This is a genomic window from Paraburkholderia gardini, assembly GCF_907164545.1.
Lineage (GTDB): Bacteria > Pseudomonadota > Gammaproteobacteria > Burkholderiales > Burkholderiaceae > Paraburkholderia > Paraburkholderia gardini.
The window spans coordinates 88,562-108,318 of record NZ_CAJQZB010000003.1 but is presented as its reverse complement, the minus strand read 5'-3'; the positions used below and the strand labels follow the sequence as shown (position 1 = coordinate 108,318).

Genomic DNA, 19,757 nt, shown 5'->3' with positions numbered 1-19,757 from the left:
ACATTGGAAAACGCCACTCCGAAAGAGTAGACTGTCGTCCGACAACATACAACACACAGGCTTGCAGACCCTCATCGTCGACCCCGCCTGCACCGTACTGTGTCCGATCAGGCCCGCACACCGGCCAATACTGGAGACATCTTGACATCTACTTTCGCCACCTCGACCGACCTGCTTGACTCAGCGGTCTCCAAGGTCAAACGGCATGTGCTGCCGCTCTTTCTCCTGATGTTTATCGCGAACTACATCGACCGCGTCAACATCGGCTTTGCTAACGCGCACATGCAGACGGATCTGGGCCTCGGCGCTGCTGCCTACGGGTTCGGCAGTGGCCTCTTCTTCGTCGGCTATGCGCTCTTCGAGGTGCCGTCGAACGTGTTGATGCAGAAGTACGGCGCGCGCGCCTGGCTTACGCGCATCATGGGCACGTGGGGCATCGTGGCCGCCGCGATGGCGTTCGTCTGGAACGATACGTCGTTCTATGTGCTGCGATTCCTGCTGGGCATCGCCGAGGCCGGGTTCTTCCCCGGCGTCGTTTTCTACTTCACGCAATGGCTGCCGCAAAAAGAGCGCGGCAAGGCCATCGCGGTTTTCCTTTCGGGGTCGGCGATCGCATCCGTGCTTTCCGGCCCGATCACCGGCGCCCTGCTTTCGATCCAGGGTGCCGGGCTTCACGGCTGGCAGTGGATGTTTCTCATCGAAGGCGGCTTTTCGGTCTTGCTGTGCGGCGTGAGCTGGATGCTGCTGAAGTCCCGCATCGGCGACGCCACGTGGCTCACGGCTGACGAACGGAAGATTCTCGCGTCGTCCATCGCCGCCGAGCAGGCCGAGCGCGACGCCCACGGCACCGCCCGTGTGCCGACGATGAAGCTGCTGAAAGATCCGCAGATCCTGCTGTTCTGCTTCCTGTACTTCGCGATTCAACTGACGATCTACGCCGCCACCTTCTGGCTTCCGACGATCATCAGAAAGATGGGCAGCCTCTCGGATTTCCAGGTGGGGCTCTTCAACACCATCCCCTGGCTGATCGCGATGGTCGCGATGTACTGTTTTGCGGTACTTTCTGCAAAATGGCGCTTTCAGCAGGCCTGGCTCGCCACGGCGCTCGTGATTGCCGCATGCGGGCTGTTCGCTTCGACGTCGGGCAATCCGGTCCTGTCGTTTGTCGCCATCTGCTTTTCCGCCATCGGATTCAAGGCCGCTTCGTCGCTTTTCTGGCCGATTCCCCAGGGCTACCTCGATGCCCGTGTGGCGGCTGCCGTGATTGCACTCATCAACTCTGTCGGAAATCTGGGAGGGTTCTTCGCACCTGCCGCGTTTGGTTACCTCCAGCAGCACACCGGCTCGATTTCCGGTGGCCTGTACGGGTTGGGCGTGGCGTCGCTCATCGCGGCGGCAGCCGGCTTTTTTACCCGCAACCGTCTCGCGAATCGCGACGCGCCGGTAGAGGCCGTCCACAGCAAGGCTCACTGACCGCCCGGGGCGGATGTTCAACCCACAGCAACCCGACTCCCGCCAGCCGGCTTCTCAAACATACAAGGTTCAATGCTCATGTCCACTCCTACCCTGCAATCGAACGCCACGCCGAAGGTCACCGAACTGCGCGTCGTGCCCGTCGCCGGCCGCGACAGCATGTTGCTGAACCTGAGCGGCGCGCACGGCCCGTTCTTCACGCGTAACGTGGTCATCCTGCGCGACAGCGCCGGCAATACCGGCGTGGGTGAGGTGCCCGGCGGCGAGAGCATCCGCAAGACCATCGACGATGCACGCGGGCTGGTCGTCGGCCAGTCGATCGGCAATCTTCAGGCCGTGCTCAACAAGGTGCGCACGCAGTTCGCCGATCGCGACGCGGGCGGACGCGGGCTGCAGACGTTCGACCTGCGCACGACCATTCACGCGGTAACGGCGCTCGAAGCCGCGCTGCTCGATCTGCTCGGGCAACATCTGGGCGTGCCCGTCGCCGCACTGCTGGGCGAAGGCCAGCAACGCGACGAAGTCGAAATGCTCGGATATCTGTTCTATATCGGCGACCGCAACAAAACCGACCTGCCGTATGCAGGCGGCGCGGAAGGCCGCGACGACTGGGAGCGCGCGCGCACCGAGGAAGCCATGACGCCCGAAGCCGTGGTGCGTCTGGCCGAAGCCGCGCAGGCGCGCTATGGCTTTAACGACTTCAAGCTGAAAGGCGGCGTGCTTGCCGGCGACGCCGAAATCGAAGCGGTGACCGCTCTGGCGGAGCGCTTTCCGAACGCCCGCGTGACGCTCGATCCGAATGGCGCGTGGTCGCTGGCGGAAGCGATCCGTCTTTGCCGCGACCAGCACGACGTGCTCGCGTATGCAGAAGATCCGTGCGGCGCGGAGAACGGCTACTCGGGCCGCGAAGTGATGGCTGAATTCCGTCGCGCAACCGGTCTGCCGACCGCCACCAACATGATTGCCACGGACTGGCGCCAGATGGGTCACGCGATCCAGCTGCAATCCGTCGACATTCCGCTCGCCGATCCGCACTTCTGGACCATGCAGGGCTCGGTACGTGTCGCGCAGATGTGCAACGAATGGGGCCTGACCTGGGGTTCGCATTCGAACAATCACTTCGACATTTCGCTCGCGATGTTCACCCAGGTCGCGGCTGCCGCGCCCGGCAAGATCACCGCCATCGACACGCACTGGATCTGGCAGGACGGGCAGTTTCTGACACGCGAGCCGCTACAGATCGTCGGCGGCAAGGTGAAGGTGCCGGAAAAGGCGGGCCTCGGTGTCGAACTCGATATGGACGCACTCGGGAAAGCCCACGCGCTGTATCAAGAGCATGGCCTCGGCGCCCGCGATGACGGTGTCGCCATGCAATATCTGATTCCGAACTGGAAGTTCGACAACAAACGGCCGTGCCTCGTGCGCGGGGGCTGACGGTCCTGGCAGCGGGTCCCGCCAACGGTTCGGATCACCCGCCGCCAGAAGCCGGTACGCACGGAAGAACTGCCGGGCCACGCCTCGCGCGATGTCCGGCAATTCATCAAATTGCCCGCGAAATCCGCTTCGTTTCGCCGGATTGAATGGATGTCCGCGCACCTACACTTGTTTTCATGGAGCGAATCACCGCGCCATCGACGCGGTCCCCTCCGCGTTGCGTTGAACCGTACCGTTGACCGTTTTTTCACGTAGTGGTTGCAGACGTAGCAGCACTTGCAGTTCGTGGATGAAGCACATTCAAAAAAGTATCTGGGGTTTGCTGCAGACAACAAAAGAAGGACCGGATGCCGGTAACAGGCAGTCAAGGTAGTAACAACCACGTTGTATGCGATGGCGATACGTCGGCGGGCTTCCACGAGTTCGCGAGACTTTCCATCCTGTCATGCCCCGTTCCCGTGTGGGACGGGGCTTTTTTTCGTCTTCGGGCGGCATGCACAGTGGACGCATCCGCGCGCTATATGCTTTAAGCCTGCCTTAATTGTCGGCGATCATCATGCCTGCACGGACTCTGGTCCGAGGCCCCCGGTTCCATTTTCAACGCGTACGGCCGGGGCCCTGCATTACCGAAGAAGGTTCAAACCATCATGTCTGGAAAATCGCACATCCGCAAATACACCCAGCCGGCCATGTCGCCGCTGCTGCGCGCGCTCACGTTTAGCCGGGCCGCACACGAGCCTGTGACACAGGCCATGCTGCTGCAGTGCTACGCCGGTCTCGACGCATTCCGCCGTGGTCATGGCTCGCGTGAACTGTTCACGACGCTCGGCCGGCAGTTGCTGGTCGCTGAGGAGCTTTGCCGCCTCGGTTACGAAAGCGACGACCGCATGGCGATCCAGGAAGCGCACGCTGCGATGATGCAGATCGATACCGCGGCGCACGAAAACGGCATCTGGGCGATGAGCGATATCGACTACGCGTGGCTGTGTTTCGCGCTGGACGTCTTTGCGCGCCAGCTGGCGGCCGCGTCGCTCGAAAGCATTGCGATGGCGGAAGCGAAGATGATCGAAGGGTTGCTCACGGCCGGACGTCTCCCCGCGCTCGCGGAAACGTCATCGTAACGACGTGCTCCGCCCTCTGCGCGCTCTCCGGCCTGGTTGCGCCTGGTGGCCGGGCGTGCCGGCTTCCAGCGGTGCCGGCACGGCCAGCTCGGGGCGTGACGTCTGCTTGATCAGCAACGCGACGCATGCAATCACGCCAGCCAGCGCGATCATGGCGAAAATGCCCGCGAACGAGAAATGCCGACGGGCCAGCTCCGCAACGAGGAAGGACCCTGCGATGCCGCCAAAGCGGCCTATGCCAAGCATCCACGCGACGCCGGTGCCGCGACCCTCAGTCGGATAAAACGCGGCAGCCAGCGCGGGCATCGACGATTGCGCGGTGTTCATCAATACGCCCGCCATGAACACCGTCAGCACCAGCAAACCGACGTTGCCCACCGCCTGCCCGATACAGTAGACGCTCACCGCCGTCAGTGCGTAGCACACGGCGATGATCCGGTTCGCGTTGAAACGATCCATCAACACGCCGCACACCACCGCGCCCACGCCACCGAGCGGGAACAGTGCGGAAATCAGCGTCGCGCGCTGCGGGTCCAGGCCGGCTTCTTTCAACAGGATCGGCATCCAGTTGATCGACGCGTAGAAAATCACGAGGCCCATGAAATACGTAAGCCACAGCATCACCGTGCCGACGATATAGGAACGCGACAGCACGAGCCCCGCGCCGCTCTTCCCCGCCACCTGCGGTGCCTGCTCGGTCATCACAAACGATCCGGCCTGTGCCGCCGCACTGGAAATACGCGCCAGCACCGCGCGGATCTTTTCGGCGGGATGGTTCTTCGCGACCATGTAACGCACGGACTCCGGCAATTTGAGCAGCAACGCCAGCACGAGCAGCAAAGGCGTGATGCCGCCGAGCATCAGCACGGCGCGCCATCCGAAATGCGGAATCAGCCACGCAGCAAGAAAGCCGCCACATGCCGCGCCTAGCGGAAAGCCGCAGAACATCAGGTTGATGACCGTCGCACGCCGGCGGTCCGGGCAGAATTCGCCCATCATCGTGACGGCGTTGGGCATCGCGGCGCCAAGACCGATCCCGGTCACGAAGCGCAGGGCAGTCAGGTGTTCGATGGTCGTCGAGAAAGCCGAACCGAGGCACGCCACGCCAAAGAGCATGACCGAGCCGATCAACAACAGACGCCGCCCCAGCCGGTCGGAAAGCGGCCCTGATACGAGCGCGCCGCATGCGAGGCCGAACAGCGCGGCGCTCAATACCGGTGCGAGCGCAGGCTTGCTGACGTTCCACTCCGTGATCAGCGAAGGCGCGATAAAACCGATCGCCGCGGTATCGAAACCGTCCAGCAGCACGATCACAAAACACATGAAGAAAATGAGCCACTGAAACCCCGAGAACGGGTGCTCATTGATAAACGTCTGCACGTTGACGGCAGTGTTTCGATTCACGTCTCATCCCCTGACGGTCGACGGCGCAGTGGCACCATCCACGTTACGATCCTGCGCGGCCGCAAGCGTCGACCATACCCGCACCGGCCGCGAACCGGCTATTCAGACCTTCACCGGCTTTCCCGGCAGATGCGCTGGAAACAGCACTTTCAACCGGTCGCATTTACGAGTTTGTTCGCCTTACGAACGCGAATTCTTTTATTGAACAAAATGGGATTGTAAGCAGGCGGTTCGCTGACGATCAACGCGGGATAACCCGATTGCCCGTCTCGTTATGAGCGTTGGGATTCGCGCTGGCTGGACAGACCACGCAGGCGACGCTGCGGCGCGCGCCGGGCGATTGCATCCGCGCATGACACATATGCGCTCGCGACTCGCACGGCGGTTGCGCAATCGCTCTGCGGGATCGGACTGACCAGGGCTGGACCAGCAGCGGCGATTCTGGCGATGGGACGCGCTTTGGTGCGTTACGCCGGTCCCATGCAAGATGGTTGCTGAACGGTTAGCGGTACAGCGAGCGGGCGCACGAGACGCTCTTCAAGCAACGTACATGGTCGCGCTCACGCAGCGCTGCATGTCCAGGTGCTGTCTACCCCGGCCGTACACCCTTAAGCCAGGCCGTCGATACCTGCGGTTTTTTTAGCTTGCTGCGTTTCCTTGAGCGCCGCCAGTTCCCGCTTGACCATCTCGCGCACCTGTTCCATTACCTTGGCGCGCTGTTCCGGCGTCATTGCCTTCAGGTCTTTTTCCGTGATCCCGAGCTTCGCCAGAATCTGCTTTTCCATTTGTTGGGACGGCGTGCCCTTCACGTAATCGGTCAGCTCGGCAAGCAGTTCCTGGAAAGAAGGCTTGTTCGCAGATGCACCTGCCTGCGAAGTGCCCGATTGATTGCCTTGAATGGTCCCCGCGATGGCACCGGCCCCGTTCACCGTGTTCGAATATTGCATGGTCCTAAACCCCCGTTTTTTGTTCAAGTCTCAGGATGGATTCAAACGGCACATTATTACAATGTCGTTACGCCGTCATGTTTTTCTTAAGGCCCTGCAATCGTGGTGGCTTGAGTACGAACTTAAGCCTGCGCCATGAACGGCACAGTCCGCGCTTACTGGCAAAGCGAGAACGCCTCGCGCGCCGCGATATCGCCGTTACCGTAAATGCCCGCGACGGTGCAATCGCCGGCTACGCATTCGAACGTCGAATCGCCAAACGTCAGCACGAAGTGCCGCAAGCCACCTTCAAGCGAATACGCAGGTCCCCATGAATCCGCGACCAGCGATGAGCGCACGACCTCATGCGCGCTATATCCGCGCAAGCCTTTTGAAGCAAGAAAGTGAGCGGGCAGATCCGCATCGCGCGGCGGTCCGAACTGGTGAAACGCGGCCGACATGAATGCGATCACGCAAAACGGATCATCGTCGCTAAACGGACCGAAGCGCTCGAAGTCCGTCTTTGCGATGCGATAGACAATGGCGACCAGCCTTTCATTGGCCAGCACGAACGGCGCGCTGGTATCGTGATCGGGATGGGGAATGTCGTCCATCAGGACGACCTGGTCCTGCTCGCTGGATTGCGGTGCGTGGCTCATCGGTGGGTTCGGCGCTCCGTGACGGGGTCATGCAGTCCATCGCCAGGGCACGGACAACGCCACCGGAAAACGCTGCGCCGTAGAGTGTAATTGAATCCCGGCACGTAGCATCCGCACGCAACGATGCGCGCATCGCGGCGGACTGCCACTGGAAACGCACTTCACGTACCGCTCACCAGTACCAGCGCACGCCCACGTCGCCGGCGACGATACTGCGATGTTCGCCGTTGACGTTCGTCGTATAGCCCGCATTCGCAAAGACGCTGCCGCGCACACTCACCTTCGCGACGATGCCGAGCTGAAACTGCGCGGACGTCGCCGATACGCTCACCGGAATGACCGTGGCGCCGGCGAACGTCGCGTTATCCGTGCCACCGAAGTCATGCCACAGGTTCACACGCAGATACGGTTGCCACGCAGTGCCTGCCGCATCGAAACGGCCGGCAAGCCGCACGCCAAGCCTGCCCGTGAGTCCGCTTGCGGCATGAAACGACACGCCTGAAATACCGTCATTGAGATCGCTGATCGATGTGTGCTGCCAGATCAGTTGCATCTGCGGCTCGATGCTCAGGATCGTCGACAGCGCAATGGGCAAGCCGCCTTCGAGCGATGCGCCGACCGTATGACCGTGCGTCGTCGCGCCGATGCCCTGATTCGACGACGGATCGATCGTGAGCGTGCTGCCCATCAGGATGGCGTCCGTGTACCAGCCGCCAGGACCGATGTGCGTCCAGTAGCCGCCGATGCTGTACGCGTTGATCGCAAGATGCCCGGCGGCCAGATCGGGAAACCCGAGCGCGAGGCCGCTTACATCGCCTTCGGCGCGCGCCGCGCCCACGAAAAAGCCGTAGTGGTTGCGATGGCCACTCGCAGTGCGATCGGCATACACGTCGTGTCCGACCTGCACGCCGCCCATCGCGCCGCTGAACTCCGGGTCGACCCCGCCGCCATTTCGCTGCGTCGCGTGTTCACCCCATACGCGCGCCCACGCGGCCGGCAGCGCACCGGTTTCGCCCAGCAACGACTGCTCGCCCTGCCGGTCGTGGAACGTGCCGATCTGCGCCACGCCGAGTTCGCGCGTCAATGCCGGCACCTCGGCGTAGACGGGTACCTCCATCCGGTAAAGCGGCGTCGGCGCGGACCCGGCCGGCGGCGGCGCCGGCAACGGTGGCGTGCCCTCGCTGGCCTGAGGCGCTGACATTGACGTCGACGTAGGCGACGTAACGGGCGCCGGGGGGAGACTCGAACGCAGATACCAGTTGTCCGCAGTCCCGGCGCTCACGCCGCCCTTGAACAGGTAGTACACGTATGCGCCCGCGACCAGCGGCTTTGGTAACGTGAACGCATTTGCGGTCGTCGTCGCGCCGTTCGTCGTCTGAACCACCATGATGCCGTCCGTGACGGTCAGGCCTCCCGCGCCGCCGGAATTCGTCACACCGAGCGCCGTATTGCCCGAGCCGGTGCCCTGTGCGATCACGAGCCGGTCGGCAGGCGAACCGTCCGCGCCCAGCACCACCTGCAGTAACAAACGGCCGTTGCTGCCGGTGTAGTTGCCGTTCACCACTAGCGCGTCGGTCGTACTCGTGCCGCCGTTCGTGAGATCGATCGTGCCCGCGTTGTTGACGTTGACAAGGCGTCCCGCGACCGCCGGCATGATCGAAGGATCGCCCAGACCACCGGCGTACAGCGTGCTCGTCGCATCGATGTTGAGCGTGCCTGTCTGGGTACCGCTGTCGCCGAGCGTCAGCCCGCTGCTGTCGAGCGTGAGCTGGCTGCCGTTCGTGACGTTGACCGTCTCCCAGTTGATAAAGCGGCTCAAGCCACCCGCCTGCGTGTGGTCGAACGTCACGACGTCGTTGCCGGGACCGCCATCGAATGAAGGCACGCCGGCCAGGTTGGTATCGGTTAGCGACGTCAGTGTCGCCACGTCGTCGCCGGCATCCATCCGCACAAAGCCCTGGATCGTGCCCGCGCTCCAGTTGAACGTATCGTTACCGACATCCGTGAAGATAGCCCGACCGCCGCCGCCCACGATGTTGCCGGTATTGTTGATCACGAGATTGATCGGCCCGTTCGACGCGATCGCTTCGGTCGTGGCGGACGTCAGCGTGCCGCTGTTGTTGACCGTCGCATCGACGTCGGCGAACGAAAGCGTGACGTTTCGCGCGGAGATCGTACCGGCGTTGTTATACGTGCCGCCGCCGTTTCCGTCGACGCCGTTGGCCTGCTCGCTCACGATGCTCGCGCCCCCGACGTTATTGAACGTCACCTTGCCCGCGATGAACGCGCCAAGCGCGCCCGGCCCTTGCGCGGTGATCGAACCGGTGTTCGTGATGGCGCCAGGGGTCGGGTCCTGCGAAATGATGCCGTGCGCGTCCGTGCCGGTCGTCGTGATCGTGCCGTTGTTCGTGATCACGTTGTTGCCCGGCGCGGTACCGGCTCGGGCAAGCATGCCGTACGCGCTGTCGCCGGCGGTCGTGATGGCGCCGTTGTTGATGAGCGTGTCGTTGATCGCGAACGTCGCCATGCCGGCGGCACCCGCGCCGGTGGTGACAAGCTTGCCGTCGTTCGTCAGCGCACTGCCGCCCGCACTCGCGACATCGGACATCGCGTAGGCATTCGTGCCGCCTGTCTGGATGACGCCGGCCGTGTCGTTGAGCATCGTGGCCGCCGGAGCGCTGTTGAAGAGTCCGGAAGCACTGTTCCCGCCCACGACGATCAGTCCGCGATTGATCAGCGTGTTCTGGCCGGCGCCGCTTCCCTGAGACGCCATGCCATTGAAAGTATCGCCTGTTATGCGCAGCGTGCCGAGATTCGTCACGCTGCTCTGGTCGGATACGGCAATGCCCGTGGCGCCTGACACGTCGAGTTCAGCGTCGGGCAACACGTTCACGGTGACGTTCGTGCTGCCAGGCAGCGCGGAAACAGGCGTGTTCGCGGGATTCGGCGCGCTCGTGTCGCAGGTCGCCGTCTGTCCGCTGGCCGGCGATGTCATGTTGCAGGCTGCCAGCGCGGGCGTAAAAGGGACGAGCGCGGATGTCACGAATGCGAGCGTGACGGCGTTCAGCAGCCGGGTCGGTACAAACGTCGGACGTGTACGATACATGCGCTCCTCCCTCCAGGGCATGCAAACCAGTCCTGCTGTGTGCACTGCTTCAGCCAGCGGCTACCCGCGACCTGAAATCGAAATCGCATGAACCTGCAATCGACGCGGTGTCGATGCTCCGCTCGCCGTGTCCTCGAACACACGCTCGCACCCGGCGTTTGCCAACGAGTCGCGTTGCAGACCGGGATGCTGGTCGTCGGTCGAGATACGGGCGTACCCAGTCAGCATACGAGCCCCCGTTTCTCCGGGGCAAATCCAGTATAGTCGGACATTGAAAGATGGAAGCTGTTGCTGGATGCATTTTGCACATTTTGCAATGCGCCCCGTGATATCGGGTTCCCGGTTGATCTGGCATCCATCAAACGACCGCTTCATGGATGAACTATTGGCCGGCAGTTCTGGATGTAAAGCCTGCTGGCGTGGCCTGATCGATTACTCGCGCTACCCCCGGTCCGGATTCGAATAGCAAAGCCGTTTTGCCACTGTCCGCTTCATCGACAATCGCTTTCACCTTCGTCTTTCCATTCGCCACTGTTGGCTCTTCAGCACTGGAATTCTTATGACCCAATTCGCAAAAGGCGCATTCGTCGTTTCACTCCAACCCATGTCGTTCGAAAATGGGGACTCCGATCAGCAGCTTGGGCGCATGTCTATCGACAAGCAGATCTCCGGTGATCTCGTAGCCACGACGAAGGGACAAATGCTGAGCGCGATGACAAGCGTTAAAGGTTCGGCCGGATACGTTGCCGTAGAGAAAGTCACAGGGGTACTGGCAGGAAAACACGGCTCGTTCATGCTGCAGCACACTGGCACCATGAAGCGCGGCGCGCCCTCTCTGTCCGTGACTGTCGTTCCAGACTCCGGAACCGGAGAACTGAACGGCATCGAGGGCGAGTTCAAGATCAATATCGTAGAGGGCGCGCACTTCTATGAGTTTGCTTATCGCCTGCCCGGCAACTGAAAACAGTCCGTCCGCTCGCTTCCTGCTTCCAGTTGCTGTCCCGTGGCCTGGCCAAAAAAATACCCCGGCATCGCAGGCGGTGCCGGGGCAAATCTCATGTCAAAGGAGATGTCATAGAGGAGACGAAATCATCGTACCTTCGCGTGGAAGACTCGCCAACGAACGGTTTCATATAACCATATCGCGCGGCACCATACAGCATGACTGCAGAAAACACCCCTCGCTTGCGCGTATATCGTTAGAACAAAAAGCACGTTCGCGATAGCGCTTCGAGTCGCTAACATGGCGGATCAGTCCGGCTTGCCCGGCCTGCACACGCAGCCCGCCGTGCAGCGCCCGTGGCCGCAACGCAAGGAGCATCGCATTGCCCCGTTTCAATCACATCCGCCCGCCGCTCGTCGTGGGTATCGGCGGCACGACGCGCGACGGCTCGTCGACCGAACGCGCGCTGCGCATCGCGCTGAATGGCGCTGAAAGCGCCGGCGCACGCACGCATCTGTTCGGCGGTGCGTTTTTGCACAGCCTGCCGCATTACGCGCCTGAAAGCGCGTCGCTCACCGAAGCGCAGCGCGAACTGATCGAAGCCGTGCGCGAAGCCGACGCCGTCATCATCGCGACGCCGGGCTATCACGGCGGCGTCTCCGGGCTCGTCAAGAATGCACTCGATACGCTCGAAGCGCTGCGCGCCGACGAGCGTCCCTACCTCGACGGCCGCGCGGTCGGCTGCATCGTCACGGCTTACGGCTGGCAGGCGACGGGCTCGGTGCTGGGTTCGCTGCGCTCGATCGTCCACGCGTTGCGCGGCTGGCCGACGCCGCTCGGTGCCGGCATCAATACGCTCGAAACCCGCTTCGAGACGGAAGACACATGCTCCGATCCGAAGGCTGCCGGGCAGCTCGCGACCGTGGGGCAGCAAGCTGCCACGTTCGCGCTGGCGTTCGGCGCGGGACGATCGACGGCGCCAGCGTCGCTCGCCGCACTCGCGGAACAGGAGAGCGCCGCACCCCGGCCATCGCGCGCGGCGAACGTGCTGTCGCTGGCGAGCTGACCGGCGCAGGCTTTTGCGCAGGGGTGGGCCGGTATCGGCGCGTCCATCCACATCGCTCAATTCCGCCACCTCACGCAGCGTGCGCCACCGCACACAGCGCGCACGGCCGGGCAGACCGTGCGTATGCCACGCAACATACGGGAAGCGCGTGAACGCCGGATAGTGTGACCACGCGCATACGACACCGCCACATCCGGATCACCGATGACCGTTCGAGGCCACCCCTGATTTGCTTGCGACGAAAGATTGGTTCATTCGCTACGCGGCACGGCCTACGCTTGTCCCTGCCCGCTCATTGACCGATCGTCGCACTTCGCGTGAACCGAAAACGCAAGCGGGCGCGATCATCGGCACGACCATGAACCGACTTATTCACTACAAGGGCTACGAGGTCGCCACGGCAGCACAGCGCCTGCCCAACGGCCTCTTCGCCGCCAATCTCACCATCGAGAAAGCCACCGCGACGCAGAGCCACGCGTATTCGTTCGATGCCCTCGATTACTTTTTCGACGAAGAACATGCACTGGCCTACGCGTTCCGGTGGGGACGACTGTGGATCGACAGTCACCGGTAGAGGTTGCCCGGGATGAGCGAGCCAGCCGGCGTCGGCCGCTTCGACGCCGTGTTTTCAAGGGTTGTGACAGAATAAGCGACATCTCCGCCTGCCTGTCTCGCTGCCATGTCCGATACTCTGACGCATGCTCCCGAAGATCGCGCCCTGCGCCACTGGACCTTCCTTGACCCGACGCGCGTCAAGATCGGCTCCGATGCACACAAACAGATGTTCTGCCGCATGCTGCTGGAGACACACAATCCCTACCGGCCCGCGGTTCTCGACTGGCCGCCACTTCCGCCCGACGCGCTGCAGCGCCTGACCTCGCTTCCCATCTGGAATATCGCCGTACAGACCGAAGGCCGTGCGTCGATCCGCGTCGCCACGTACGCCGCGCAGCTGGGCGATCCGCTGCTGCGCGAGGCGATCGAAATGGACGCCGCCGAGGAAGCCCGTCACAAGGTCGTGCTGTCGAAGCTGGTCGAGGCCTATGGCATCGAACTCGCGCCCGAACCCGACTACCCCGCTCCGCGCGACGCCGAATGGGCATGGATGTTCACCGGCTACAGCGAGTGCATCGACAGCTTCTTCGCATTTGGCCTGTTCCGCTCGGCGCAGCAATCCGGCTATTTCCCCGAGGCGCTCGTCGAAACGTTCGAACCGGTGATTCAGGAAGAAGCCCGGCATATTCTCTTCTTCATGAACTGGGTGACGTGGTACCGGCGTAGGATGCCGTGGTGGCGCAGGCCATGGCATTCGCTGCGCGTGGGGGCGATCTGGTTCAGGCTCGTGTGGGATCGCGTCGCGATTGCGAAGGGTATCGACGCGAACGGCGTGGCGCACGATTCGAATTTCCTCGCGTCTAACGGTGGCACGCTTGGTAAAAAACTGACCGCGCGCGAACTCGTCGAGCTGTGTCTCGCCGAAAACGAACGTCGCATGGCCGGCTACGACGCGCGACTTGTCCGGCCAGCCGTCGTGCCGCGCCTCGCGCGCTTCGCGTTGCGCTTCCTGAAGTAGCGATGCAGGATGGCCGCCGCCTGTCGCGGCAAGCGGCGAACGCCGCCACAACTCTGGAGACAGCATGACATGGACGGTCGATGAACAACTCGCGCTGACAGCCACGCAGGCCGTCGTCGCCATCCAGCAGGGGCGCCTCGCCGCCACCGATTATGTCGCGACGTTGCTGGCGCGCGCGGCTGCACTGTCGACGTTGAACGCGCTCACGGCGCTCAACATGGAAGGCGCGCTCGACGCGGCAAAACGCATCGACGCGCTGTCCACCGCGGAAAAAACGCGGCTGCCGCTTGCCGGCCTGCCGGTCGTCGTCAAGGACAACATCAACACGGTGGGACTGCAGACATCGGCGGCGACGCCGGCGCTCGAGAATTTCGTTCCGTCTTCCAACGCGCCCTCCGTGCAGCGGCTTGTCGATGCCGGCGCGATCGTGCTCGGCAAGGCCAACATGCACGAACTGGCGTTCGGCATCACCAGCACGAATCTGGCTTCGCACGCCGGACCGGTGCGCAATCCGTACGATCCATCGCTGATTCCCGGCGGCTCTTCGGGCGGCACCGCAGCCGCTATCGCTGCCCGCATCGCGCCCGCCGGTCTCGGTACCGACACCGGCGGCTCAACGCGTATTCCCGCCGCGCTGACCGGCACCGCGGGCTTTCGTCCTTCGGTGGGTAACGGCGGCCGCGCGCGCCGCTATCACGACCCGCACGCCGTCGTGCCGATCAGCCGCACGCGCGACACGGTCGGTCCGATGGCGCGCACCGTCGCCGATATTGCGCTGCTCGACGGCGTCATCGCGGGCGATACCACGCTGCCCGCCGTTTCGCTTGCGGGCCTGCGCATCGGCTTGCCCGCGCCGCTCTGGGAAGGCCTGGAACGCGCGCTCGAAAGCGTCGCGCGCGCTGCCGTGGCGCGCCTCGCGGCAGCGGGCGTGGTCTTCGTCGAGCTCGACATGCCCGGGCTGATCGAGTTGAACGACAAGGTCAGCTCGCCCGTGGCGCTGCACGAACCCGTCGACGATGTCCCTGCGTGGCTCGTCGCCAACAATGCGCCCGTGAAAACCGTGGTGGATATCGCCGCGCGCATTGCGTGCCCGGACGTGCGCAGCGCGTACGACGCGATCATCGCCGACGTGTTCGCCAGTCAATACGACGCGGCGATGCACACGTGGCGCCCGCAGCTTCAGCAGCTATATGACGCAACTTTCAACACGCACCGGATCGACGCGCTGCTTTTCCCCACCACGATCCTCGCCGCCGTGCCCATTGACGAGATGAACGGCTCGTCCACGGTGACGATCGACGACGGCGAGACGCTCGATGAAATGGCAGCGTTCCTGCGCAATACCGACCCGGCCAGCAATGCGGGCATTCCGGGCCTTTCGTTGCCCGCGGGCATGACGCAGGACGGGCGCCCTGTTGGCATCGAACTGGACGGCCCGACTGGCAGCGACCGGCGCCTGCTTGCGATCGGCATCGCGTTCGAACAGATATTGGGTTCGCTCGCGGCTCCAGCCCTGTAACCGCCCTGCGTGTGCCGGAGCGCGCGCATGCGGACGCTATAATCGCTGCGTTCCGGCGACTGTGGTCCTGCCTCGCGTCAACCTCGCGAAGCGGGTCGCGTCGCCGCCTGCCGCCATGTCCACCGAAACCATGCAATTTCGCCCGATCCCGACGTTCACCCGCAAGCGCCTTTCCGATGTCGTGTCGGAGCAGATCAAGGCGTTGATCGCGGAAGGCGCGCTGCGCCCGGGCGACCGTCTGCCTGCCGAACGCGAGCTCGCGACGCAGCTCGGCGTATCGCGCCCTTCGCTGCGCGAAGCGCTGATCCGGCTCGAAGCCGACGGCTACATCGAAATGACCGGTCGCGGCGGCTTCCTGGTGGTCGATATGACAGCCACGGTCATTTCAAAGCCCCTCGCCGAACTGTTATTGCAAAACACGCGTACGCGCTCCGATATCCTGGAGCTCAGGCAAGGCCTTGAATCGATCGCAACGGTCTACGCAACCGAGCGCGCGACGCCCGATGATCTCGCTGCGATCCGCACCGCGTTTGAGGCATTAAAGACCTGCGCATTGTCATCCGACCGCACGCATCTTGCGGATCTCGACGCTGCGTTTCACCTCGCGATTGCCGATTCGACGCACAACGTCGCGCTGGCGCACGTGATGCACGGCATCCACACGCTGATCCGCGAATCGATGCGTCAGTCGCACCGGCTCATCGATTACGACGACGCGATGGAACGGCAGCTCCTCGAGCAGCACCAGGCCATCTACGATGCGATCGTGGCACGCGACGCGCACAAGGCGCGCAGCGCGGCCGAGCAGCATCTGACGTACGTGCGGGCACTTTACGAACGACACGCGGCGCAGCCACGTCAGCTCACGCGAGATCACCCAACATAACGGAACCGACGCCCCATGCGTTTCGCGCTCTGCACTTTCATCAGCGTCGTGCTAGCCGCCACCGGCAGTGGCTGCGCGACGCTCGCCGCGGCTGATTCGAACGCGCTGTGGCGCATCGTCGACGGCCAGTGCGTGATGTCGATGCAATCATCCGGAACACCCGGTTTCTGCACTCGCGTCGACCTGCAGGCGCATTACGCTATTCTCAAGGACATCAACGGTTCATCGCAGTACCTGCTGATTCCAACCGATCGCGTGACTGGCATCGAAAGCCCGCAAGTCATCGCTGACGATGCGAGGCCGTACTGGTCCGACGCGTGGAACGCCCGCACGTACGTTCAAAAGGCCGTCAAACAGGAACTCGGCGACGAGCAACTCGGGCTGGAAATCAACTCCCCGTATCGCCGTACGCAGTCGCAACTGCACATCCATATCGACTGCCTGCGCAAAGACGTGATCGATGTGCTCGCGCGATATCGTCGCAACGCGCCGGGCAAATGGCATTGGGAGACGATCGACGGAAACCGCTACCGCATCATGCGCGTCGCCTCGATTGCCGGGACCGACGATCCGTTCAGGGTCGTCGCGCGTAATCTTCCGGACGATACGACGATGGCGTCGCAGACGATCCTCGTGACCGGCGCGGGCCCTTCCGCGGCAAGCGACGGATGGCTGATCGTCAACAGCAGCCTGGATCTCGGCGACGGCAGCGGCTCGGCGGAACCGCTGATGGACCACGCGTGCAAACTCGCACGGAAGAGCTGACACGCGCTTCATTCCGTTGAAACAGGCTTTTCCGTTTTTCAGCACATGCTTTCCGCGAGAAATTGGTTCTGTCATTCGACATGGGCCTTTACGATCGGCTTCAATGGGCGTGCCGTCTAACCGCGTCGCGCAGTATCAGCAGCCTTTCGTAACGATGCGGACCAGCCTGTGGCGAACTATCTCGACGACACCCAGCGCCGTACCCTGGCCCACCTCGCCACCACGCTGACGTGGCGCACCGAATGGCCGACGTGGGTGGTGATCGCGACGATTTACGCATCCTGGTTCGGTGTCGCGGTTCACGTTCGCGCACTCGGTGTGCCGGTTGCCGCGGTTCTTCTCGCCTTCCTCAGCGCGTGGTACATGTCCCTTCAACACGGCCCGTTGCCCGCAAAGCCAGTCGTGGCGTAGCGCGTGGAAAATTTGTTCAAAGCTTGTGACAAAACGAACACGTTCCATGCTACGTTATTTTGACCTTCACGGGCTCCAGTCCGCGCGAGTTTGCGTACAGATTTGCGGTCTGATCGCTCAGGTGTCCTAGCAACGCCTTCGTGTCCACATTGCCCTGATCGACGTACAGCCTCTTGGCAAGGCTACGGATTTCGTGGAAGGTCGGCGCATTGGCTCCGATGATCCCGGCCAACTCGCGCGCATCTGCGAACGCCTGCGATACGCTGCCGATCTTCACGTGCTGGCCCTTGAACGAATTGGCGAACTTCTGGTGGTGGTGAATCAGATACTTGCTCTCCACGCCCGTTCCATTGCATCGACCGATCACGTCGGCCAATGACAATCCGATTACATCCATCCGAAGCGCCAACGGAATCGCAATCCGGATCTCGGTCTTCGAGCGGCGCACAATCGCTACGCCATCCACAACAGCCGCCTTCTCCCATCGGGCGATGGTCGACCTGTCCTGACCCGATACCAGCGCGAGCAACATGGCGTTCGGCAACCATTCAGCCACTTGCGGCGCCTTTTCCAGAATGAGATTGAACTCGTCCAGCGAAAGCCGTTGGCGCGTGACCTTCACCTTCATGCGCTCAGTGATCTCGGCAACGTTTTTTTCCATCCAGCCAAGCGCAACACCTTTTGCGCATATTTGTACGAGTCGGCTTCGAATTGCCTGAGCCCAGCGCAACTTCCCACGATCCTTGATCGGCTCGATCAGGTCAGAAATATCTTTGACGGTCAGCGCTTTGCATTCCTTCGTGCCGAATGCCTTTGTGATCGCTTCGTCATAGTATTTTCTCGCTGACGTCGTGGATGCCTTAAATCCTTCAGTCGGCATCTTGCCAATCAGGTCGGAAACGGTCTTATGCTCGCCCGCCAGACGTTCGGCAAGCGAGCGGGTCACCTTCGATTCGCTGACGACTACATTGGCTTCTTGCGCCTCGTAAATGGCTTGCGCGAGTGGGATGCGGCCCAGAATGTAAACCTTCCCGTCGCGCGGATCGCGCCATGTGTAGTAAGCAGGACGCGGCTCATGCATATTTGCGGGCCAGTTAGCCCGCCTTCTTATTCTCGGTCGAGCTGCCATATCACTGTGGAATTCGATTGGCGAGGCGTTGGCGAGGCGTTCCGTCGTTAAAAACTGCGTTTTGCTCGACGTAGTAGGCGCGCCCGACTTTCTGCGGTGGCGGATAAATCTTGCCTGCCTTGATCCACAAGCGTGCGGTCCGGATCGCCGGAGCCGGGTCGAACTGGGATTTGAGCCAGTCATTCAGTCTGATTTTCAAGTTCCTTCTCCCAATGCCGACAAGCCGGCGACCGAAACAAAATGTCGGAGCCGGGTCCGGCCGTCCAGTTCGGTTTCATGAGCAGGCACTTTCTGTAGGTGCCTGCCGTGTTACCGCTCACCCGCGCCGCGTGTTCGCATGTGCCACATCGTTCGCCCGCTGGCCCCGTTCCCGGTGGTGCCGCATACCCATTCGGCCTCGTCGGCTTGCGCGCAGATTTCGACTCGCTGATCTCAAGCACGACCGTTTCGCCGAACAGGTCGATGACTTCGCGTCGTTCCATGTCAGGTCCCTGTCGGTGGTTCGGGCAACGGCATCCAATGCGTCGGCGGCGGCAAATCAAATGCAAAGGCGCCGCCTATAATCTTCACATTCGGATGCCACCTGGCGACCTGAATAGGTTGCCGCTTCTCATCGGGCATATAGACGAGAAATTGGCCTTCAGCAGGCGCAGTCTCGATTGGTTGCCAGTCGCTCACGATTCCACCTCCGCACGTTTCCCTACCTTCACAGCCACCATCGGCAACGTATGCCATTCGTATTGACAGCAGCGGCAGTGATGGACGATATGATCCTTCGTGGCGTAGGCGTTCCAGCAACTGACGGTAACGTAGTTGCTCATCAGCTGGTTGTATTCCTTCGCCTGTCGGCGATCGCCCTTGGCCCAGAAACTACGCATGATGTCTGCGCTGCCACATTTGGGGCATGGGAGGTCGCAGGGTTTGGTGGGTAGGGTCATGAATTCACCCCATCCAGCCAATCCCGATAGCGCGAGATCATTCGTTGCAGGCGTTCGCGTGCGTTCTTCCGGCGTTTGGCTGCCACCGAATACTGTTGCTTCGCCTCGGGCGGCAAATCTTCTTCGTGACCATTTTCGATGTTCCACTCTTTGCGAGCATCGCGAACAGCTTTAAGCTCTACGTAGGCTGAACGTCTGGCTACCTCATACTCCATCGCGGCGATTCCGAGCGACGCAAGCTTGCTCACGTTCTCGTGCGCGACATTGGTTTTCTTGCTCACGTCTGCCCCTCAGTTGTCTGTTCCATTTCTTCGATCAGCCGGCGACTTTCGTCTACTAGCGGTCCCCAGTGCCGAACCGCCTCTTTTGCAGAGACGAGGGCGCACTGCGGGCAGTCGGCGTGC

At 62.3% G+C, this 19,757-nt stretch carries 22 protein-coding genes; 11 read left to right on the top strand and 11 right to left on the bottom strand.

Annotated elements, in window-relative coordinates; translation table 11 throughout:
* Positions 1–228 precede the first annotated feature (228 nt).
* The 3 genes from LPA37_RS04005 to LPA37_RS03995 all read left to right on the top strand — a co-directional run bounded on the left by LPA37_RS04005 (position 229) and on the right by LPA37_RS03995 (position 4,028).
* A complete protein-coding gene (locus tag LPA37_RS04005) occupies positions 229–1,473 on the top strand; it encodes an MFS transporter (RefSeq protein WP_407672480.1) in 1,245 nt (414 codons plus the stop codon).
* A gap of 78 nt (positions 1,474–1,551) precedes the next feature.
* The gene (gudD, locus tag LPA37_RS04000; protein WP_229011650.1) at positions 1,552–2,907 is read left to right on the top strand and encodes a glucarate dehydratase; all 1,356 of its coding nucleotides are present in this window, start codon (positions 1,552–1,554) and stop codon (positions 2,905–2,907) included.
* Positions 2,908–3,554: 647 nt separating this feature from the next.
* Entirely contained in the window at positions 3,555–4,028 is a 474-nt protein-coding gene (locus LPA37_RS03995) for a hypothetical protein (protein ID WP_229011648.1), read from the top strand.
* Here LPA37_RS03995 and LPA37_RS03990 read toward each other — a convergent pair.
* From LPA37_RS03990 to LPA37_RS03970, 5 genes are all read right to left on the bottom strand, one after another.
* The gene (locus tag LPA37_RS03990) at positions 4,020–5,432 is read right to left on the bottom strand and encodes an MFS transporter (protein WP_229011646.1); all 1,413 of its coding nucleotides are present in this window, start codon (positions 5,430–5,432) and stop codon (positions 4,020–4,022) included. The two genes, LPA37_RS03995 and LPA37_RS03990, sit on opposite strands and share 9 nt — an antisense overlap.
* A 608-nt stretch (positions 5,433–6,040) precedes the next feature.
* The gene (locus LPA37_RS03985; protein ID WP_228981623.1) at positions 6,041–6,379 is read right to left on the bottom strand and encodes a hypothetical protein; all 339 of its coding nucleotides are present in this window, start codon (positions 6,377–6,379) and stop codon (positions 6,041–6,043) included.
* Positions 6,380–6,534: 155 nt separating this feature from the next.
* Positions 6,535–7,017: a hypothetical protein gene (locus LPA37_RS03980; RefSeq protein WP_229011644.1), complete on the bottom strand. Its 483-nt coding sequence runs from the start codon at positions 7,015–7,017 to the stop codon at positions 6,535–6,537.
* A 172-nt stretch (positions 7,018–7,189) separates the two neighbouring features.
* Positions 7,190–10,123: an autotransporter family protein gene (locus LPA37_RS03975; RefSeq protein WP_229011642.1), complete on the bottom strand. Its 2,934-nt coding sequence runs from the start codon at positions 10,121–10,123 to the stop codon at positions 7,190–7,192.
* 60 nt (positions 10,124–10,183) lie between these two features.
* A complete protein-coding gene (locus LPA37_RS03970) occupies positions 10,184–10,351 on the bottom strand; it encodes a recombinase family protein (RefSeq protein ID WP_456093785.1) in 168 nt (55 codons plus the stop codon).
* Between the two features lie 331 nt (positions 10,352–10,682).
* On the opposite strand from LPA37_RS03970, the gene LPA37_RS03965 reads away from it, so the two are divergent.
* The 8 genes from LPA37_RS03965 to LPA37_RS03930 all read left to right on the top strand — a co-directional run bounded on the left by LPA37_RS03965 (position 10,683) and on the right by LPA37_RS03930 (position 17,286).
* Positions 10,683–11,084, top strand: coding sequence for a DUF3224 domain-containing protein (locus LPA37_RS03965; RefSeq protein ID WP_229011640.1), 402 nt, complete (start codon positions 10,683–10,685; stop codon positions 11,082–11,084).
* 364 nt (positions 11,085–11,448) lie between these two features.
* Positions 11,449–12,132 (top strand): NADPH-dependent FMN reductase, encoded by a 684-nt coding sequence (locus tag LPA37_RS03960; RefSeq protein ID WP_228981634.1) that lies wholly within the window; start codon positions 11,449–11,451, stop codon positions 12,130–12,132.
* 358 nt (positions 12,133–12,490) lie between these two features.
* Positions 12,491–12,706, top strand: coding sequence for a transcriptional regulator (locus LPA37_RS03955; RefSeq protein ID WP_228981635.1), 216 nt, complete (start codon positions 12,491–12,493; stop codon positions 12,704–12,706).
* A gap of 105 nt (positions 12,707–12,811) precedes the next feature.
* Complete coding sequence (locus tag LPA37_RS03950; RefSeq protein WP_229011638.1) at positions 12,812–13,705, top strand: ferritin-like domain-containing protein; 894 nt, start codon at positions 12,812–12,814, stop codon at positions 13,703–13,705.
* A gap of 64 nt (positions 13,706–13,769) precedes the next feature.
* Entirely contained in the window at positions 13,770–15,224 is a 1,455-nt protein-coding gene (gene iaaH, locus LPA37_RS03945; protein WP_229011636.1) for an indoleacetamide hydrolase, read from the top strand.
* A 130-nt stretch (positions 15,225–15,354) separates the two neighbouring features.
* Positions 15,355–16,110: a FadR/GntR family transcriptional regulator gene (locus tag LPA37_RS03940; protein ID WP_229011746.1), complete on the top strand. Its 756-nt coding sequence runs from the start codon at positions 15,355–15,357 to the stop codon at positions 16,108–16,110.
* Positions 16,111–16,125: 15 nt separating this feature from the next.
* Complete coding sequence (locus LPA37_RS03935; RefSeq protein ID WP_229011635.1) at positions 16,126–16,875, top strand: CDP-diacylglycerol diphosphatase; 750 nt, start codon at positions 16,126–16,128, stop codon at positions 16,873–16,875.
* A 168-nt stretch (positions 16,876–17,043) separates the two neighbouring features.
* Positions 17,044–17,286, top strand: coding sequence for a hypothetical protein (locus LPA37_RS03930; protein ID WP_407672475.1), 243 nt, complete (start codon positions 17,044–17,046; stop codon positions 17,284–17,286).
* Positions 17,287–17,335: 49 nt separating this feature from the next.
* Here LPA37_RS03930 and LPA37_RS03925 read toward each other — a convergent pair whose 3' ends face one another.
* Genes LPA37_RS03925 through LPA37_RS03900 form a run of 6 tightly spaced genes read right to left on the bottom strand, consistent with a single transcriptional unit; the run spans position 17,336 to position 19,634 of the window.
* A complete protein-coding gene (locus tag LPA37_RS03925; RefSeq protein ID WP_267478087.1) occupies positions 17,336–18,415 on the bottom strand; it encodes a tyrosine-type recombinase/integrase in 1,080 nt (359 codons plus the stop codon).
* 1 nt (position 18,416) lies between these two features.
* On the bottom strand, positions 18,417–18,614 hold the full coding sequence (locus LPA37_RS03920) for an excisionase (protein ID WP_229011631.1): 198 nt from the start codon (positions 18,612–18,614) through the stop codon (positions 18,417–18,419).
* Positions 18,595–18,897: a hypothetical protein gene (locus LPA37_RS03915; RefSeq protein ID WP_229011629.1), complete on the bottom strand. Its 303-nt coding sequence runs from the start codon at positions 18,895–18,897 to the stop codon at positions 18,595–18,597. The genes LPA37_RS03920 and LPA37_RS03915 overlap by 20 nt, the downstream gene beginning before the upstream one ends.
* Before the next feature lies 1 nt (position 18,898).
* Complete coding sequence (locus LPA37_RS03910; protein WP_229011627.1) at positions 18,899–19,093, bottom strand: DUF551 domain-containing protein; 195 nt, start codon at positions 19,091–19,093, stop codon at positions 18,899–18,901.
* Positions 19,090–19,353, bottom strand: coding sequence for a hypothetical protein (locus LPA37_RS03905; RefSeq protein ID WP_229011625.1), 264 nt, complete (start codon positions 19,351–19,353; stop codon positions 19,090–19,092). The genes LPA37_RS03910 and LPA37_RS03905 overlap by 4 nt, the downstream gene beginning before the upstream one ends.
* Positions 19,350–19,634: a hypothetical protein gene (locus tag LPA37_RS03900; protein WP_229011624.1), complete on the bottom strand. Its 285-nt coding sequence runs from the start codon at positions 19,632–19,634 to the stop codon at positions 19,350–19,352. The genes LPA37_RS03905 and LPA37_RS03900 overlap by 4 nt, the downstream gene beginning before the upstream one ends.
* Between the last annotated feature and the right edge of the window lie 123 nt (positions 19,635–19,757).

Coding starts and splice junctions, on each gene's coding strand:
- LPA37_RS04005 (WP_407672480.1), top strand. CDS start 229: ATGTTTATCGCGAACTACATCGACCGCGTCAACATCGGCTTTGCTAAC.
- gudD (WP_229011650.1), top strand. CDS start 1,552: ATGTCCACTCCTACCCTGCAATCGAACGCCACGCCGAAGGTCACCGAA.
- LPA37_RS03995 (WP_229011648.1), top strand. CDS start 3,555: ATGTCTGGAAAATCGCACATCCGCAAATACACCCAGCCGGCCATGTCG.
- LPA37_RS03985 (WP_228981623.1), bottom strand. CDS start 6,379: ATGCAATATTCGAACACGGTGAACGGGGCCGGTGCCATCGCGGGGACC.
- LPA37_RS03980 (WP_229011644.1), bottom strand. CDS start 7,017: ATGAGCCACGCACCGCAATCCAGCGAGCAGGACCAGGTCGTCCTGATG.
- LPA37_RS03975 (WP_229011642.1), bottom strand. CDS start 10,123: ATGTATCGTACACGTCCGACGTTTGTACCGACCCGGCTGCTGAACGCC.
- LPA37_RS03970 (WP_456093785.1), bottom strand. CDS start 10,351: ATGCTGACTGGGTACGCCCGTATCTCGACCGACGACCAGCATCCCGGT.
- LPA37_RS03965 (WP_229011640.1), top strand. CDS start 10,683: ATGACCCAATTCGCAAAAGGCGCATTCGTCGTTTCACTCCAACCCATG.
- LPA37_RS03955 (WP_228981635.1), top strand. CDS start 12,491: ATGAACCGACTTATTCACTACAAGGGCTACGAGGTCGCCACGGCAGCA.
- LPA37_RS03950 (WP_229011638.1), top strand. CDS start 12,812: ATGTCCGATACTCTGACGCATGCTCCCGAAGATCGCGCCCTGCGCCAC.
- iaaH (WP_229011636.1), top strand. CDS start 13,770: ATGACATGGACGGTCGATGAACAACTCGCGCTGACAGCCACGCAGGCC.
- LPA37_RS03940 (WP_229011746.1), top strand. CDS start 15,355: ATGCAATTTCGCCCGATCCCGACGTTCACCCGCAAGCGCCTTTCCGAT.
- LPA37_RS03935 (WP_229011635.1), top strand. CDS start 16,126: ATGCGTTTCGCGCTCTGCACTTTCATCAGCGTCGTGCTAGCCGCCACC.
- LPA37_RS03925 (WP_267478087.1), bottom strand. CDS start 18,415: ATGGCAGCTCGACCGAGAATAAGAAGGCGGGCTAACTGGCCCGCAAAT.
- LPA37_RS03915 (WP_229011629.1), bottom strand. CDS start 18,897: ATGGAACGACGCGAAGTCATCGACCTGTTCGGCGAAACGGTCGTGCTT.
- LPA37_RS03905 (WP_229011625.1), bottom strand. CDS start 19,353: ATGACCCTACCCACCAAACCCTGCGACCTCCCATGCCCCAAATGTGGC.